The 15,470-nt window shown below is 70.7% G+C and carries 11 protein-coding genes; 2 read left to right on the top strand and 9 right to left on the bottom strand.

The window, feature by feature from the left end; all coding sequences use genetic code 11:
• Nucleotides 1-43: 43 nt before the first annotated feature.
• The 3 genes from proB to ACFVX6_RS31690 form a co-directional block, all read right to left on the bottom strand.
• Entirely contained in the window at nucleotides 44-1,171 is a 1,128-nt protein-coding gene (gene proB, locus ACFVX6_RS31700; protein WP_389697312.1) for a glutamate 5-kinase, read from the bottom strand.
• Nucleotides 1,172-1,264: 93 nt separating this feature from the next.
• Nucleotides 1,265-1,723 carry a GtrA family protein gene (locus tag ACFVX6_RS31695; protein ID WP_389697310.1) on the bottom strand — a complete coding sequence of 153 codons (459 nt, stop codon included), beginning with the start codon at nucleotides 1,721-1,723 and terminating at the stop codon, nucleotides 1,265-1,267.
• The gene (locus ACFVX6_RS31690; RefSeq protein ID WP_389697308.1) at nucleotides 1,723-2,724 is read right to left on the bottom strand and encodes a glycosyltransferase family 2 protein; all 1,002 of its coding nucleotides are present in this window, start codon (nucleotides 2,722-2,724) and stop codon (nucleotides 1,723-1,725) included. The genes ACFVX6_RS31695 and ACFVX6_RS31690 overlap by 1 nt, the downstream gene beginning before the upstream one ends.
• A gap of 156 nt (nucleotides 2,725-2,880) precedes the next feature.
• On the opposite strand from ACFVX6_RS31690, the gene ACFVX6_RS31685 reads away from it, so the two are divergent.
• A complete protein-coding gene (locus tag ACFVX6_RS31685; protein ID WP_389697306.1) occupies nucleotides 2,881-5,760 on the top strand; it encodes a CDP-glycerol glycerophosphotransferase family protein in 2,880 nt (959 codons plus the stop codon).
• Nucleotides 5,757-6,962, top strand: coding sequence for a glycosyltransferase (locus ACFVX6_RS31680; RefSeq protein WP_389697304.1), 1,206 nt, complete (start codon nucleotides 5,757-5,759; stop codon nucleotides 6,960-6,962). The genes ACFVX6_RS31685 and ACFVX6_RS31680 overlap by 4 nt, the downstream gene beginning before the upstream one ends.
• Before the next feature lie 94 nt (nucleotides 6,963-7,056).
• Here the strand turns inward: ACFVX6_RS31680 and galE are convergent, their stop codons facing one another.
• The 6 genes from galE to ACFVX6_RS31650 form a co-directional block, all read right to left on the bottom strand.
• On the bottom strand, nucleotides 7,057-8,046 hold the full coding sequence (gene galE, locus ACFVX6_RS31675; RefSeq protein ID WP_389697302.1) for a UDP-glucose 4-epimerase GalE: 990 nt from the start codon (nucleotides 8,044-8,046) through the stop codon (nucleotides 7,057-7,059).
• A 65-nt stretch (nucleotides 8,047-8,111) separates the two neighbouring features.
• Nucleotides 8,112-9,734 carry a glycosyltransferase family 2 protein gene (locus tag ACFVX6_RS31670; protein ID WP_389697300.1) on the bottom strand — a complete coding sequence of 541 codons (1,623 nt, stop codon included), beginning with the start codon at nucleotides 9,732-9,734 and terminating at the stop codon, nucleotides 8,112-8,114.
• 130 nt (nucleotides 9,735-9,864) lie between these two features.
• Nucleotides 9,865-11,307: a GTPase ObgE gene (gene obgE, locus ACFVX6_RS31665; RefSeq protein ID WP_389697298.1), complete on the bottom strand. Its 1,443-nt coding sequence runs from the start codon at nucleotides 11,305-11,307 to the stop codon at nucleotides 9,865-9,867.
• A 178-nt stretch (nucleotides 11,308-11,485) separates the two neighbouring features.
• Nucleotides 11,486-11,740, bottom strand: a complete 255-nt coding sequence (rpmA, locus tag ACFVX6_RS31660; protein WP_030013081.1) for a 50S ribosomal protein L27 — start codon at nucleotides 11,738-11,740, stop codon at nucleotides 11,486-11,488.
• 13 nt (nucleotides 11,741-11,753) lie between these two features.
• Nucleotides 11,754-12,074: a 50S ribosomal protein L21 gene (gene rplU / locus ACFVX6_RS31655; RefSeq protein WP_214950890.1), complete on the bottom strand. Its 321-nt coding sequence runs from the start codon at nucleotides 12,072-12,074 to the stop codon at nucleotides 11,754-11,756.
• 410 nt (nucleotides 12,075-12,484) lie between these two features.
• Nucleotides 12,485-15,470 (bottom strand): ribonuclease E/G (locus tag ACFVX6_RS31650; RefSeq protein WP_389697295.1); only part of this gene is annotated, 2,986 nt, incomplete at its 5' end.

The raw sequence follows: 15,470 nt of genomic DNA, 5'->3' as shown, positions 1-15,470 counted from the left end.
GTTGACCAGTCCTCGGCTCACCGCGCGGCGGTTTTACCGAACCTCAGCCCTGCAGCAGGACCAGATCGTCACGGTGGACGACCTCCCGCTCGTACTCGGGTCCGAGTTCCCGCGCGAGCTCGCGCGTGGAGCGGCCGAGGAGCTGCGGGAGCTCCTTGGCGTCGAAGTTGACGAGGCCGCGCGCCACCGCCCGGCCGTCGGCCGCGCGCAGTTCCACGGGGTCCCCGGCGACGAAGTCGCCCTCGACCGAGGCGATGCCGGCGGGCAGCAGCGAGCTGCCGCGTTCGGTGACCGCGCGGACGGCGCCGTCGTCCAGGACGAGGTGTCCCTGCGGGGTCGAAGCGTGCTGGAGCCAGAGCAGCCGGTCCGTGGAGCGGCGTCCGGTGGAGTGGAAGAGGGTGCCGGTCGCCCGTCCGGCCAGGGCGTCCGCGGCCTGGCTGGCCGAGGTCAGGACGACGGGGATGCCGGCTGCCGCGGCGATGCGCGCCGCCTCGACCTTGGTGGCCATGCCGCCGGTGCCGACGCCCGCCTTGCCGACGCTGCCGATGGTGACGTGGGCGATGTCCTCGGGGCCGCGCACCTCGTCGATGCGGCTGGTGCCGGGCTGGGACGGGTCCCCGTCGTAGAGGCCGTCGACGTCCGAGAGCAGGACGAGGAGGTCGGCGCGGACCAGGTGGGCCACGAGTGCGGCGAGGCGGTCGTTGTCGCCGAAGCGGATCTCGTCGGTGGCGACCGTGTCGTTCTCGTTGACGACGGGCAGCGCCCCCATGGCCAGGAGCTGGTCCAGGGTCCGGTAGGCGTTGCGGTAGTGCGCGCGCCGGCTCGTGTCGTCGGTGGTCAGGAGCACCTGGCCGACGCGTACGCCGTACCGGGCGAAGGAGGCCGTGTAGCGGGCGACGAGCAGGCCCTGGCCGACGCTCGCGGCGGCCTGCTGGCGGGCCAGGTCGGTGGGGCGGCGGCGCAGGCCGAGCGGGGAGAGTCCGGCGGCGATGGCTCCGCTGGAGACCAGGACGATCTCCTTCTCGCCGCCGCTGCGCGCCTTGGCCAGTACGTCGACCAGCGCGTCCACCCGGTCGGCGTCCAGTCCGCCGGCCGCCGTGGTCAGGGAGGAGGAGCCGACCTTGACCACGATCCTGCGCGCGTCGAGCACACCCTGCCTAGCCGCTGACACTTCTGTCCCCTGACCCTTGACCCTCGCCGAACACGAACCTGCGAACCTGCCCGTTCAATCTACGGGGTGTCCGGGCGGGGCCGCCCAGGGGTTTCAGACCGTGGACGCGCTGTGGGTCTGCTCCGGTTCCGCGGGCTTCTCGCCCGTCCCCGGAATGAGGATCTTGCGCGAGAGGACGTAGGTGAACGGGATGGCCACGACGGCCGCGACCAGGGGCGCGATCTCGGTGGGCATGCCCGCCCAGGTGACCAGGGCGTACAGACCCGCGGACTGGATCACGTAGTTCGTGACGTTGGTCAGCGGGAAGAGCAGGAACTTCTTCCACGTCGGCCTGGTGCGGTAGGTGAAGTAGGTGTTCATGAAGAACGAGCCGACCATCGCCAGCACGAAGGCGATGGAGTAGGCGGCGAAGTACGGCATGAAGGGGTGCAGGAGCAGGTAGATGGCGTAGAAGGTTCCGGTGTTGACTCCGCCCACCAGGCCGAACCGGAGGATCTGGGCGAGCTGGGCCTTCCGGTCGGGGGCCGGCCGCTCGTTCGTCGTGGGTGCCATCAGTTGCTTCGCTCCGCGATCACGGCCTGGGCCTCGGGCAGCAGCGCGTCCCGGACGTCGGTGGACGCGGCCACCCGGTCGGCGCCGTGCGCCTCCTTCACCAGGAAGTGCGGCCGGCGCTTGGTTTCGTAGTAGATGCGGCCGATGTACTCGCCGATCAGTCCCAGCATGATCATCTGGACGCCGCCCAGGCCCGCGATGAGCGCGACGATCGTGACGTATCCCGGGGAGTCCACCCCGTTGGTCATCGCCATGACGGCGATCCACAGGGCGTAGAGCCCCGTCAGGGCCACCAGCGACACGCCCACCCAGATACCGATGCGCAGCGGCCGGTTGTTGAAGGAGATGAGCCCGTCCATGCCGTAGTTCAGCAGCGCGCCGAACTTCCACTTCGTCTCGCCGGCCTCGCGCTGCGCGTTGCGGTAGTCGAAGTGGACCGTGTCGAAGCCGATCCAGGAGAACAGCCCCTTGGAGAAGCGGTTGTACTCGGGCAGCGACAGCAGGGCGTCCACGGCCGGCCGGGACAGCAGCCGGAAGTCGCCGACGCCGTCGGTGAGCTCCACGTCGACCCAGCGGTTGATGCCCCGGTAGTAGAGGCGGCTCAGCGCCGTGCGGAGCTTCTTGTCCCCTTCGCGGGTGCGGCGGGCAATGATCTGGTCGTGGCCCTGCCGGTAGTAGTCGAGCATCGTGGCGATGAGCTCGGGCGGGTGCTGGAGGTCCGCGTCCATGATGACCACGGCGTCGCCGGTCGCCTCGCGCAGGCCGGCGAGCATGCCGGCCTCCTTGCCGAAGTTTCGGCTGAAGGAGACGTAGCGGGTCCGGTCGCCGTGCTGGGCCGCGATCTTGCGGAGCTTGCCGAGGGTTCCGTCGCGGCTTCCGTCGTCGACGTAGCAGACCTCGTACTCGACCGGAAGGGCGTCCAGGACCTTGCGGATCTCCGTGTCGAAGCTGTCGATGACGGCTTCCTCGTTGTAGCAAGGGACTACTACAGACAGCTTCATGAACACTTCCTGCGGTCCGAACGGGTGATTTACGGCGACCGGACCTGCCACTCACCTCTTCCTTAGAAGTATGCACGGCGGTGGTTGCCCTGCCTGGGGTGAGTGCGGCACACGGTAGCTTTGACGGGATAAGCGGAATGAAACAGAGGGATCGAGGTGCACGTGCCTGACGTCTCCGTGGTCGTCATCGTCTACAACGACGCAGAGCGTCTCCCGGCAGCCGTCCAGTCGGTTTTGGACCAGACCCTGCACGGGGTCGAAGTCGTGATCGTCGACGACTTCAGCAAGGACGGGTCCTACGCGGTCGCCCAGGAGCTCGAAACCGCGCATCCGGGGAGGGTGCGCGCCTTCCGGCTGCCGGAGAACAGCGGGGGCTGCGGCGCCCCGCGCAATCACGGCATCCAGCAGGCCACCGGAACCTACGTCATGTTCCTGGACAGCGATGACGTGCTGGAACGCAATGCCTGCCGCAACATGCTGGACGCCGCCGAGCGGACCGGGTCCGACCTGGTCTCGGGCATGTGCGTCCGGGTCCACCTCGACAACCGTTGGGGCAAGACCACCGAGTGGTACCCGTGGATCTACGCGCGCACCCGCACGCTGGAGTCGATCACCGAGTACCCGGACCTGCTGGTCTACGACACCCTCTCCACGAACAAGTGCTACCGGCGCGCGTTCCTGCTGGAGCAGGGCCTGGAATTCCCGGTGGGCATCCACTACGAGGACCTGCTCTTCTCCGCGCAGGCCTACGTCGCCGCCCGCCGCATCACGCTCATCCCGAACCACGTCTACTACTGGAACGTGATCGAGAAGGCCTCGGCGAAGTCGATCAGCAACCGGCGCCACGAGATCGAGAACTTCGTCCACCGGATGGAGATCCACCGCCGCGTCGACGAGCTGCTGGCGGCCAAGGGCCACGCGGAGATCAAGTCCGCGAAGGACGCCAAGTTCCTCAAGCACGACCTGGTGCTCCACCTGCGGGACCTGCCCCTGCTCGGTGACGCCTACCGCCAGGAGTTCGCCCGGCTGGCCAACGGCTACCTGGCCGGCATCGACCCGGCCGCGTACGACAACGTCAGCAACCTCCAGGCCATCTGCGCCTACCTGCTCGGCAAGGAGGACTGGGACAACCTCCTGCCCGCCGCCGACGCCATGACCAACCAGGGCCGGCTCACCTCCCCGCTCGCCGAGCGCGACGGGCGCGTCTACTGGTGCGGCCGGCACATCGACGGCCCCGACGCCGACGAGGCCCGCCGGATACTGGACGTCACCGACCAGGGCTACGCCGGTGCGCCGCTCGGCTCCCTCACCCTGGGCAACCGCCTCACCGCGTACGAGGACGACGGCCGCGGCACGGTCACCCTGTCGGGTGCCGTGGTGAACCCGCTGGGCCGGATCCGCCCCGAGGCGGAGCTGAAGGCCTCGCTGGAGTTCCGGGCCCGCCGGCAGATCGGCGTCCGCTCCTTCAGCTTCCCGGTGGCAACCGTGCGCCACGCCGGTGACACGATCGAGTGGAAGGCCACGGCCGACATCGGCAGCACGGTCCGCCCGCTCGGCATCATCGACGCGGTCTGGGACGTACGCCTGAAGTTGACGGCCGGCAGCGACCGGGTCACCACCCGCGTCTCCGTCGGCGGGGTCGACCTGGAGAAGGCCGCCCGGCTGCGGGTGCGCCCGAGGCTGACCCGGCTGGTCTCCGACCGCTTCGAGCCGGAGATGACCAAGAAGGGCAACCTCTCCTACGTCCTGACCGCCGAGGGCGCCGCCGCCGTGCGCACCCAGACGCTGATCAACAGCGCGATGCACGGCAAGGCCGCGGGCGTGGTCAAGCGGGGCCTACGCAGGGCCCTGCGGGCCCGCCGCAACATCGGCTCGGGCGAGCAGAAGGTGAAGGTCTACCACGAGGTCTTCTCGAAGCTGCCCATCAAGAAGGGCACGGTCGTCTTCGAGAGCCACATGGGCAAGCAGTACAGCGACAGCCCGAAGGCGATCTACGAGGAACTGGTGCGCTCCGGCGTGCAGTTCGAGGCGATCTGGTCGTACGCGGGCGGCCGCCCCACCGGCTTCCCCAAGGAGGCCACCCTGGTGCGGCGTTGGAGCTGGGCCTACCTGCGGGCGCTGGCGCAGGCCGAGTTCTGGATCGACAACCAGGGCTTCCCGCTGGCGCTGGCCAAGCGCCAGGGGACCACGTACATCCAGACCTGGCACGGCTCGGCACTGAAGCGGATGGGCTTCCACGAGCCCCGCACCAAGGCGCAGGACCGTGCGGGCCAGGGCCGCTTCCAGGCGGCCGTCGACCGCTTCGACCACTTCCTGATCCGTTCCGAGCACGACGCCCGCACCCTCGCCAAGGGTTTCCGGCTGCGTGACGAGGTGCTGCTGCGCACCGGATACCCGCGCAACGACGCCCTGGTCGCGGCCCACCGCTCCGAGGCGAACAGCGGCGAGCGGGTCCGCGGCGCCCTGGCCGGCGAGTTCGGGATCGACCCGGAGAAGAAGGTGCTGCTGTACGCGCCGACCTTCCGGGCGAACGCGGACGGCGCGGTGGAGGGCTTCGAGTTCCCCTTCGACGTGGAGGAGTTCGCCGACCGGCTCGGCGACCGCTTCACGCTGCTGGTGCGCACCCACTACCTCAACAGCGTCACGCTGCCGCCTTCGGTCGCGGGCCGGGTCATCGACGTGTCCAAGCACCACGACATCACTCCGCTGTTGGCGCTCGCCGACGGGCTGATCACCGACTACTCGTCCGTGATGTTCGACTACGCGGTCCTGGACCGGCCGATGCTGTTCTTCGCGTACGACTACGAGAAGTACGCGAACGACATCCGCGGCACGTACTTCGACCTCAAGGAGAAGGCCCCGGGCCCGGTGGTCGCCACCGCGGACGAACTGCTCCAGGCCCTCGCCGCCTTCGACGAGGCGGATGCCAAGTACGCCGAGGCGCGCCAGCGTTTCCTCGCCGAGTTCGGCGAGTACGACCGCGGGGACGCGGCCCGCCGGATCGTCGAGAAGTTCTTCACCAGGAGCGGCAAGTGAGCCAGCAGACTTCCACCGCCCCGGAAGCCCCGGAAGCCTCGGAGGGGGCCGTCGGCGGTCGTGACATCTTCCTCGTCTCCAACAGCGTGGACGAGCTCGGCGGCGTGACCACCTGGTCGCACCAGATGGCCCGGCTGTTCAGCGACCGCGGACACCGGGTGCACGTCATCGGCATCGCCCCCGTCGCCGAGGAGATCCGCCAGCAGCTCCCGGCGGACCTGCCCTACGCGGTGACCACGCTGTACGAGGCCCACCCGCCGGCGGCCCGTAGGCTGCACGGCATCAAGGGCCGGCTCAACGCACCCGAACGGCGCCGCCAGGCGGCCCGCCGGGCGAAGATGCGCGCCAAGGCGGACCGGTTGGGCGCGCTGCTGCGCGCGGCCCGCCCCGGCGCCGTGGTGATCGTCACCCAGGTCTGGGCGATGGAGTGGGTGGCCCTCGCCGACACCAAGGGCTGCACCGTCATCGGCATGAGCCACGAGTCCTTCGAGGCCAGCAACAAGTCCACCCGGGGCCAGCGGGTCCGCCGGTTCTACCGGGACGTCGACCGCATGCTCGTGCTGACCCCCGAGGACTCCGACCTCTGGATCCGCTCGGGCATGGAGAACGTCTCCAGCATGCCGAACCCGCTGCCGTTCATGCCGGCCTCCCCCGCGCCGCGCACCGAGAAGGTCGTGGCGAGCGTCGGCCGCCTCGCCTTCGAGAAGGGCGTGGACCTGCTGCTCGACGCCTGGGCCGACGCCTCCCCGCACCACCCCGACTGGGTCCTGCGGATCTACGGGGCGGGCCTGGAGGAGGCGACCCTGCGGGCGCACGCCGCCGGGCTCGGCCTGGAGGACTCCGTGGAGTGGATGGGCAGCACCAGTGACGTGCTGGGCGCGCTGAACGGAGCCTCCGTCTTCGCCCAGGCCTCGCGCGCCGAGGGCTTCCCGATCACGCTGCTCGAGGCGATGGCCGCGGGCGTGCCGGTGGCCGCCTTCGACTGCGCGCCGGGCGTACGGGAGATCGTGACGCACGGCGAGGACGGGCTGCTGGCCCGGCTCGGCAACACGATGGAGCTGGCCGGACAGCTGGACCGGCTGATGGCCGGCCGCGAACTGCGCGACCGGCTCGGCGACGCCGCCTTCCGCAATGTGCAGCGGTACTCCAGCGCCGAGATCACCGACCGGTGGGAGGAGCTGTTCTCCTTCCTGGAGCGCTGAGCCCGACGCGCTGAGCCGGCGTACTGCGTACCTACGAAGCCGCCCGCCCCGGAATCGACCGGGGCGGGCGGCTTCTTCGTACGCTCTACGGGCCTCAGGCCTTGCGGTGGGCCTCCCAGCCCTCCCAGGCCGAGGTGATCATCTCGCGGACGTCGTGGCGGGCCTTCCAGCCCAGCTCCGCGGAGATCCGGTCGGCGGAGGCGACGACCTTCGCCGGGTCGCCGGCGCGGCGCGGGGAGACCGCGGGCGCGAACGCGGGATCGGTGTGCCCGGTGACCTCGTTCACCAGCTCGACCATCTCGCGGACGGAAACGCCCTCGCCGCGGCCGATGTTGACGGTGAGGTCCTTGTACTCGCCCTGCGCGCCCCATTCGACGAGCTTGCGGGCGGCCACCACGTGGGCCTCCGCGAGGTCGGCGACGTGGATGTAGTCGCGGATGCAGGTGCCGTCCGCGGTCGCGTAGTCGTCACCGAAGATCCGGGCGCCCTCGCCCTTGTCGAACCGCTCGAAGATCATCGGAACCAGGTTGAAGACCCCGGTGTCGGCGAGCTCGGGGGTCGCGGCGCCCGCCACGTTGAAGTAGCGCAGGCACGCGGTGGAGATGCCGTGGGCCTTGCCCGCGGCGCGGACGATCCATTCGCCCGCCAGCTTCGTCTCGCCGTACGGGCTGAGCGGCAGGCACGGGGTGCCCTCGGTGACGAGGTCCACGTCCGGCATCCCGTACACCGAGGCGGAGGAGGAGAAGAGGAAGTTGCGCACGCCCGCGGCGGCCACGGCCTGGAGCAGGACGGTGAGGCCGCCCACGTTCTCCTCGTAGTAGTGCAGCGGCTTCTCGACGGACTCGCCGACCTGCTTCTTGCCCGCCAGGTGGACCACGCCGGTGATCTGGTGCCGGGCGAAGGTCTCGTCGAGGAACTTCCGGTCCAGTACGGAACCGACCACCAGCGGAACGCCCTCCGGGACACGGGCGGCCTTGCCGGTCGAGAGGTCGTCCAGCACCACCACCTCCTCACCCGCAAGCAGCATCGCGCGGACGACGTGCGCCCCGATGTAACCGGCCCCACCAGTGATCAGAAACGTCATGCGTGTCTCCCCAAATATCTTTCGTACGTCTCGTCCGGCGCCGGACCGTCCAACCGCGTTCCGCTCTAGCCGCGCACTATGCGCGCCCGGTGGAACCGGTGACGGGCCAGGCTCATGACACCCGCGGCACCGGGCGCGAGCCGCAGCGCCAGGGATCCCCCGGTCGTGCGGTACGGCTGCGCCAACAGCACACCGTACCGGCTGCTGGGCATCACCCGTCGGTGGAGCAGGCGGCTGAGGGGGCGGGGGGAGGTGAGCACGGAGCTCCCGTCGGCGCACTCCACGTTCAGTTTCACGTCCCACGCCTGCAGGCCCCGCCGGCCCTCGCCCCGCCCGAGGCGGGCCAGCGTGGTGAGCCGGAAGGGCAGCTCCGCGGTCCACCGGTGGCCGTCCCCGGCGGGGGTGAGCTCCACCGGCTCGGCGACCAGCAGCTCCCCCAGGTCGCCCCGGGGCTGGAAGCGCAGCTGGACGGTGCGCGGGCCGGCCGCGGCGAGCCGCCCGTACAGGTCGTGCACCTGGATCCGGAGCCCTGCGCAGCCGTTCGGTTCGGCGTCGATGGTGACGGGCAGGTCCGCCGTCTCGAGCTCGTCCAGCCGGTCCAGCTCGACCGGCAGCGTGTCGCTCCAGACCGGCGTCCCGGAGGGGTTGGTCGCGTACGGGGGCAGCAGGCGGGGCGGGTCGGCGGCGAAGCGGGTCAGCCGCAGCAGGTCGGCGGGGGCGGGCGGCACCTCGGTGGCGCGCAGCACTCGTACGATCCAGCGGGCGTGCGCCCCGGCGGCCTCGATGTCGGCTTCGGAGAACCCGGCGACGTAGTCACGGGTCAGCGTCCACCAGGCGGCCTGGTAGTCGGGGTCATCGCCGAGCTCGCGCAGGTACATGCGCAGGTCGTACTCCAGGAACTTCACCTGGCAGGCCCGGCCCAGCTCGGGGGAGGACGCCTTCATGAGCCGGGAGGCCACGCGGTGGGCCTCCACGCGGGCACTCCAGTTGCCGACGTCCTTGCGGTCCAGGGAGATGGAGACCTGGGCGGCGTTGCGGCGCACGTGCCACACGTAGACGAGGTCGCCGATCACCGCGATGCGGGGGCGGGCGGCCAGTACGCGGGCCGTGAAGACGAAGTCCTCGTAGATGAACCGGCCGTCCGGGAAGCGGATCCCGTACATGTCCAGGAAGGCCCGCTCGTACAGCTTGTTGACGCAGAGGGTGTCCCGGACCAGCTCCGGCCGGTCCGCCGGGCGCTCGATGACCTCGCCCGGCGCGTACAGGCCGGGCACCCAGGGCACGTCGCGGCTCTCGGGCAGTTCGCGGCGGACGCACGACCCGACGGTGACCGGCGACCGGTGCTCCCCGGCCGCGCTCACCAGGGCCTCGACCGCCCCGCGGGGCAGGACGTCGTCACTGTCCAGGAACATGACGTACGGGGCGGTGGCGGCCGCGATCCCGTCGTTGCGGGGGGTGCCGCAGCCCCCGCTGTTCTCCGTGCGGTGCACGACCTTCACGCGGGAGTGGCGGGCCGCCAGCTCGTCCAGCACCTCGGCGGTGCCATCGGAGGACGCATCGTTGACCGCGATGACCTCGGCAACGACCGGGCCTTGGGCAAGGGCCGAAGAGACGGCCTGACCGACGAGCGCGGCATCGTTGTACGCGATCACGACGACGGCAACTGTGGGGGTATGGATGCTCGTCACCCGTGGATCCTAGGCCACCGGAGTAAACGTGACCTTAAGACGGGTCACTCGAACGGGGGATAAACGGAATCCTGTGACGAGCCTGTGACGACGGCCGGAGACCCGGCCGTCGCCCTCTGCAACGGCCCGATCAGAAGGGACGGAACTCGTCGTACTCCTTCTGGGCGGAATCCCGCTCGGCTTCCTTCTCCTTGCGGCGCGTGGTCGCCGGACGCGGCGCCTCCAGACGGTGGTCCTCACCGCGGCGGCCCAGCATCTCGGCACCGGCCATCATGGTCGGCTCCCAGTCGAAGACGACCGCGTCCTCGTCGGAACCGATCGCGACGCCGTCACCCGCACGGGCACCGGCCTTCTTCAGCGCCGCCTCGACGCCGAGGCGGTTGAGGCGGTCGGCGAGGTAGCCGACGGCCTCGTCGATGTTGAAGTCGGTCTGGCGGACCCAGCGCTCCGGCTTCTCGCCGCGCACGCGGTACACGTCCTCGGCCTCGTCGTAGGTGATGGTGAAGCCCGAGTCGTCCACGGCCTTCGGACGGATGACGATGCGGGTCGCCTCCTGCTTCGGCGTACGGGCGCGGAACTTCGCAATGACCTCGGCGAGGAAGTAGGACAGCTCCTTGAGGCCCGTACGGGAGACCGCGGAGACCTCGAAGACCTTGTAGCCGCGGGCCTCCAGGTCCGGACGGACGATGTCGGCGAGGTCCTGGCCGTCGGGGATGTCGACCTTGTTGAGGACGACGAGGCGCGGGCGCTTCTCCAAGCCGCCGCCGTAGAGCTTCAGCTCCTCCTCGATGGCGTCCAGGTCGGCGAGCGGGTCGCGGTCGGACTCCAGGGTCGCGGTGTCCAGGACGTGCACCAGGATCGAGCAGCGCTCGACGTGGCGCAGGAACTCCAGGCCGAGGCCCTTGCCCTGGCTGGCGCCGGGGATGAGGCCCGGGACGTCGGCGATCGTGTAGACCGTCGAGCCGGCGGTGACGACGCCCAGGTTCGGGACGAGGGTGGTGAAGGGGTAGTCGGCGATCTTCGGCTTGGCCGCGGAGAGCACCGAGATCAGCGAGGACTTGCCGGCGCTCGGGAAGCCGACCAGCGCCACGTCGGCGACGGTCTTGAGCTCCAGGATGACGTCGCCGCCGGTGCCGGGTACGCCGAGGAGCGCGAAGCCGGGGGCCTTGCGGCGGGCGGAGGAGAGCGCCGCGTTGCCGAGGCCGCCGCGGCCGCCCTCGGCGGCCACGTAGGTGGTGCCCTGGCCGACGAGGTCGGCGAGGACGTTGCCCTCCTTGTCGAGGACGACGGTGCCGTCCGGCACCGGCAGGATCATGTCCTCGCCGTCCTTGCCGGAACGGTTGTCGCCCGCGCCGGGCTTGCCGTTGGTGGCCTTGCGGTGGGGGCTGTGGTGGTACTCCAGCAGGGTGGTGATCGACTGCTCCACCACCAGGATGACGTCGCCGCCACGGCCGCCGTTGCCGCCATCGGGGCCGCCGAGCGGCTTGAACTTCTCCCGGTGAACGGAGGCGCAGCCGTGGCCCCCGTTACCCGCGGCGACGTGCAGCTCGACGCGGTCCACGAAGGTGGTCATGGTTGTTCCTCCAGATACAGCGGAAATGTCCCGGAAACCCGGGGGGTAGGCCTTGCTACCCATTAAACGTGTCTATGTGACAACGCGCCGAGGGCGGACCTCTCTTCCCGGCTCGCGCCGGGAAGAGTTGAGATCCGCCCTCGGGGTGTTACGAACGCTTCAGATCAGCAGAGCTGAATCAGGCGGCCGGAACGATGTTGACGACCTTGCGGCCACGGTGCGTGCCGAACTCGACCGAACCGGCCTGCAGCGCGAACAGCGTGTCGTCGCCACCACGACCGACACCCGAACCCGGGTGGAAGTGGGTGCCGCGCTGGCGGACGAGGATCTCACCAGCGGAAACGACCTGACCGCCGAAGCGCTTCACGCCGAGCCGCTGAGCGTTGGAATCGCGCCCGTTCCGGGTGGACGATGCGCCCTTCTTGTGTGCCATGTCTCAGTCCCTCTTACTTCGCAGCCGCGGGGATACCGGTGACCTTGATCGCCGTGTACTGCTGGCGGTGACCCTGGCGACGGCGGTAGCCGGTCTTGTTCTTGTACCGAAGGATGTCGATCTTGGCACCCTTGTGGTGGTCCACGATCTCGGCCTGGACCTTGATGCCGGCCAGGACCCACGGGTCGCTGGTCACGGCTTCGCCGTCGACAACGAGCAGGGTCGAGAGCTCGACCGTGTCGCCAACCTTGGCAGTGGGAATCTTGTCAACTTCAACGATGTCGCCGACAGCAACCTTGTGCTGGCGACCACCGCTGCGCACGATGGCGTACACGCGGATCTCTCTCTCACTCGAGTTCGGGAACCCCTGAAGCCAGCCGGCCCCGCGTGAACCGCAGGCCGGCCTCCCCCGAGCCGCGAGGCGGTCCGGGAGGTGAGGTGCTCAGTGGATTGGCGTGCGCATAGACACGCCAGCGACCTAGGTTACGGGGCCCGGTCGGAGGGGTCAAACCGGGGTCACGCCGGGGTCTCGGAGAGGGGCGCGCCCGGCCGTCCACGGCGGCCGGGACGGGCCGTACGACGCCGCTGACACCCCGCACGGGCCCTCCCGGCCTCCCCTGGACGGCCGGGTCCGGCGGTCCACCCGCCGGGCCGCGCAGACGCCTCCGCGCAGCCCTGAAGGCCAAAGCCCCCGCCCGGCACCAAGAGGTGCCGGGCGGGGGCCGGTGGAACGGGATCCGCGGATCAGGCTTCGGTCGGAGCCGAGACGGAGGGCAGCGTCTGCTGCTCGGCCGCCGAGGTCTTCTTCGTCGCCCGCTTCACGACCGTCTTCTTCTCAGCCGTCTTCGCCGCCGTCTTGGCCGTCGTCGTCTTCTTGGCCGCGGTCTTCTTCACGGCCGCCGCCTTCTTGGCCGGGGCCTTCTTCGCCGCGGTCGTGGTCGCCTTCTTGGCGGCCGTCTTGCGGACCGCCTTCTTGGCGGGAGCCGCCGGGGCTTCCTCGACGACGGACTCGGACGGGGTCTCCGCCAGGGTCTCCACCGGCGCCTCGACGACCAGTACGGCCGCCTCCGCGCCCGCCGGGGAACCGGCCGGAGCGGTGGCCTTACGGGTGGCACGGCGACGCGGACGAGCCGGCGCGGCCTCAGCCACAGGCTCGGCCGGGGTCTCGACGACGACCGGCGCGGCCTCGACGACGACCTCGGGCTCCGGCTCCGGCGCGGCCACGGGGGCCTCGGCCACCGGCTCCGGGGCCTGGACCGCCTCGGCCGGGGCGCCCGCCGGAGCGGTCGCCTTCCGGGTGGCGCGGCGGCGGGTGCGGCCCTTGGGGGCCTCCTCCACGACCGGCTCCGCGACGATCGCCTCGGCGATCTCGACGGCGGCCTCGGGCTCTGCAGCCTCGACGACCTCGACGAGCTCCTCCTCGGCCTCGACGACCGGCTCGGGCTCCGCCACGGGGGCCGCGGGAGCCGCGGCCGCCGGGGTACGGTCCGTCGCCGCACCGCGCGGGGCGCCCGCCGGAGCGGTCGCCTTGCGGGTGGCGCGGCGGCGGTTGCGGCGCCCGCTCACTCCGGCAGCGGCCTCGGCCTCGGCCGGGCTGCTGTAGAGCTCCTCGTCCGTGGCGAAGGAGGGCTCGGACAGCGCCACGGGGGCGGCGACCTCCGCGGCCAGCTCCGCCTCGGTCTCGATCTCGTAGACGTCGCCCTCGGCGGTGTCCACGGCCTCGATCTCGTGGTCGTGCTCCTGTCCGGCCTGGCCACCGCGGCGCTTGGAGCGCTTGCCGTTGCCACCGCCGCCGACCACGGTCGGGGTCTCCATGTGCACGATGACGCCGCGGCCGTTGCAGTGGACGCAGGTCTCGGAGAAGGACTCCAGCAGACCCTGGCCCACCCGCTTGCGGGTCATCTGGACCAGACCCAGCGAGGTCACCTCGGCGACCTGGTGCTTGGTGCGGTCACGGCCCAGGCACTCCAGCATGCGCCGCAGGACCAGGTCGCGGTTGGACTCCAGGACCATGTCGATGAAGTCGATGACCACGATGCCGCCGAGGTCGCGCAGCCGCAGCTGGCGCACGATCTCCTCGGCCGCCTCCAGGTTGTTCCTGGTGACGGTCTCCTCGAGGTTGCCGCCCTGACCGGTGAACTTGCCGGTGTTGACGTCGATGACGATCATCGCCTCGGTCTTGTCGATCACAAGCGAACCGCCCGAGGGCAGCCACACCTTGCGGTCGAGCGCCTTGGCGAGCTGCTCGTCGATCCGGTACGTCGCGAAGACGTCCACCTCGGAGGTCCAGCGCGACAGCCGGTCGGCCAGGTCCGGGGCCACGTGGTTCACGTAGCCGTGGATGGTCTCCCAGGCGCTGTCACCGCTGACGATGACCTTGGTGAAGTCCTCGTTGAAGATGTCGCGCACGACGCGGACGGTCATGTCCGGCTCGCCGTACAGGAGGCTCGGCGAAGAGGTCGTGAGCTGCTTCGACTTCTTCTGGATGTCCTCCCACTGGGCCTGCAGACGCTCGACGTCGCGGCGCAGCTCGTCCTCGCTCGCGCCCTCGGCGGCGGTGCGCACGATGACGCCCGCATCCTCGGGGACGATCTTCTTGAGGATGGTCTTCAGACGCGCGCGCTCGGTGTCGGGCAGCTTGCGGCTGATGCCGGTCATCGAGCCCTCGGGCACGTAGACCAGGTAGCGGCCGGGCAGCGAGACCTGGCTGGTCAGGCGGGCGCCCTTGTGGCCGATCGGGTCCTTGGTGACCTGCACCAGGACCGACTGGCCGGACTTGAGGGCCGACTCGATGCGGCGCGGCCCGTTGGCCATGCCGAGCGCCTCGAAGTTGACCTCACCGGCGTACAGGACGGCGTTGCGGCCCTTGCCGATGTCGATGAAGGCGGCCTCCATGGACGGCAGCACGTTCTGGACCTTGCCCAGGTAGACGTTGCCGACGTACGAGGTGGCTTCTTCCTTGTTGACGTAGTGCTCGACGAGCACGTTGTCCTCGAGGACGCCGATCTGGGTGCGCTCGCCGGACTGGCGGACGACCATGACGCGCTCGACGGCCTCGCGGCGGGCCAGGAACTCGGCCTCGGTGATGATCGGGACGCGGCGGCGGCCCTGCTCGCGGCCCTCGCGGCGGCGCTGCTTCTTGGCCTCCAGGCGGGTCGAGCCCTTGATGGACTGGACCTCGTCGGAGGAGGTGGAGCCGGCGACGGACTCGGAACGCTCGCGCGCCGGGCGCGGCTCGCGGACCTTGACGACCGTGCGCACACCGTCGTCCTCGGCCGCGTCGGCGTCCGTGCCACCGTCACCGCTGCGACGGCGACGACGCCGGCGACGACGGCTGGAGCTGGAGCCGAGGGCCCCGTTCTCCTCGTCGTCCTCGGCCTCTTCCTCATCTGCCTCTTCGGCGGACTCGGACTCGGACTCGGCCTCTTCCTCGGCGGACTCGTCGAGGTCGGCGGCCTCACCGCGACGGCGGCGACGGCCACCGCGGCGGCGACGGCGCGACGGGCGGTCGCCCGACTCGTCGAAGTCGTCCTCGGCGGAGCCCTCGAGCTCGGCCTCGGCCTCTTCCTCGACCAGCTCTACGTCGGCCAGCGTGACCGGGCCGGACGGCGCGGCGGCGGCCGGGGCCACGGGCGCGGCGGTCTCGGCGGCGGCTCCGCGGCCACGGCGGCGGCGACGGCCGGCCGGCTGCGGGGCGGGGGCCGGGGCGGCCTCGGCCTCGGTCTCGACG

This window comes from Streptomyces sp. NPDC058289 (genome assembly GCF_042880975.1).
Classification (GTDB): domain Bacteria; phylum Actinomycetota; class Actinomycetes; order Streptomycetales; family Streptomycetaceae; genus Streptomyces; species Streptomyces stoeckheimensis.
Note: the sequence above shows the minus strand (reverse complement) of the source record. Positions and strands in the feature narration are given on the sequence as shown.

What these genes read in the sequence shown, in the direction of transcription:
- ACFVX6_RS31695 (WP_389697310.1), bottom strand. Translation starts at nt 1,723, where the DNA reads ATGGCACCCACGACGAACGAGCGGCCGGCCCCCGACCGGAAGGCCCAG.
- ACFVX6_RS31690 (WP_389697308.1), bottom strand. Translation starts at nt 2,724, where the DNA reads ATGAAGCTGTCTGTAGTAGTCCCTTGCTACAACGAGGAAGCCGTCATC.
- galE (WP_389697302.1), bottom strand. Translation starts at nt 8,046, where the DNA reads ATGACGTTTCTGATCACTGGTGGGGCCGGTTACATCGGGGCGCACGTC.
- obgE (WP_389697298.1), bottom strand. Translation starts at nt 11,307, where the DNA reads ATGACCACCTTCGTGGACCGCGTCGAGCTGCACGTCGCCGCGGGTAAC.
- rpmA (WP_030013081.1), bottom strand. Translation starts at nt 11,740, where the DNA reads ATGGCACACAAGAAGGGCGCATCGTCCACCCGGAACGGGCGCGATTCC.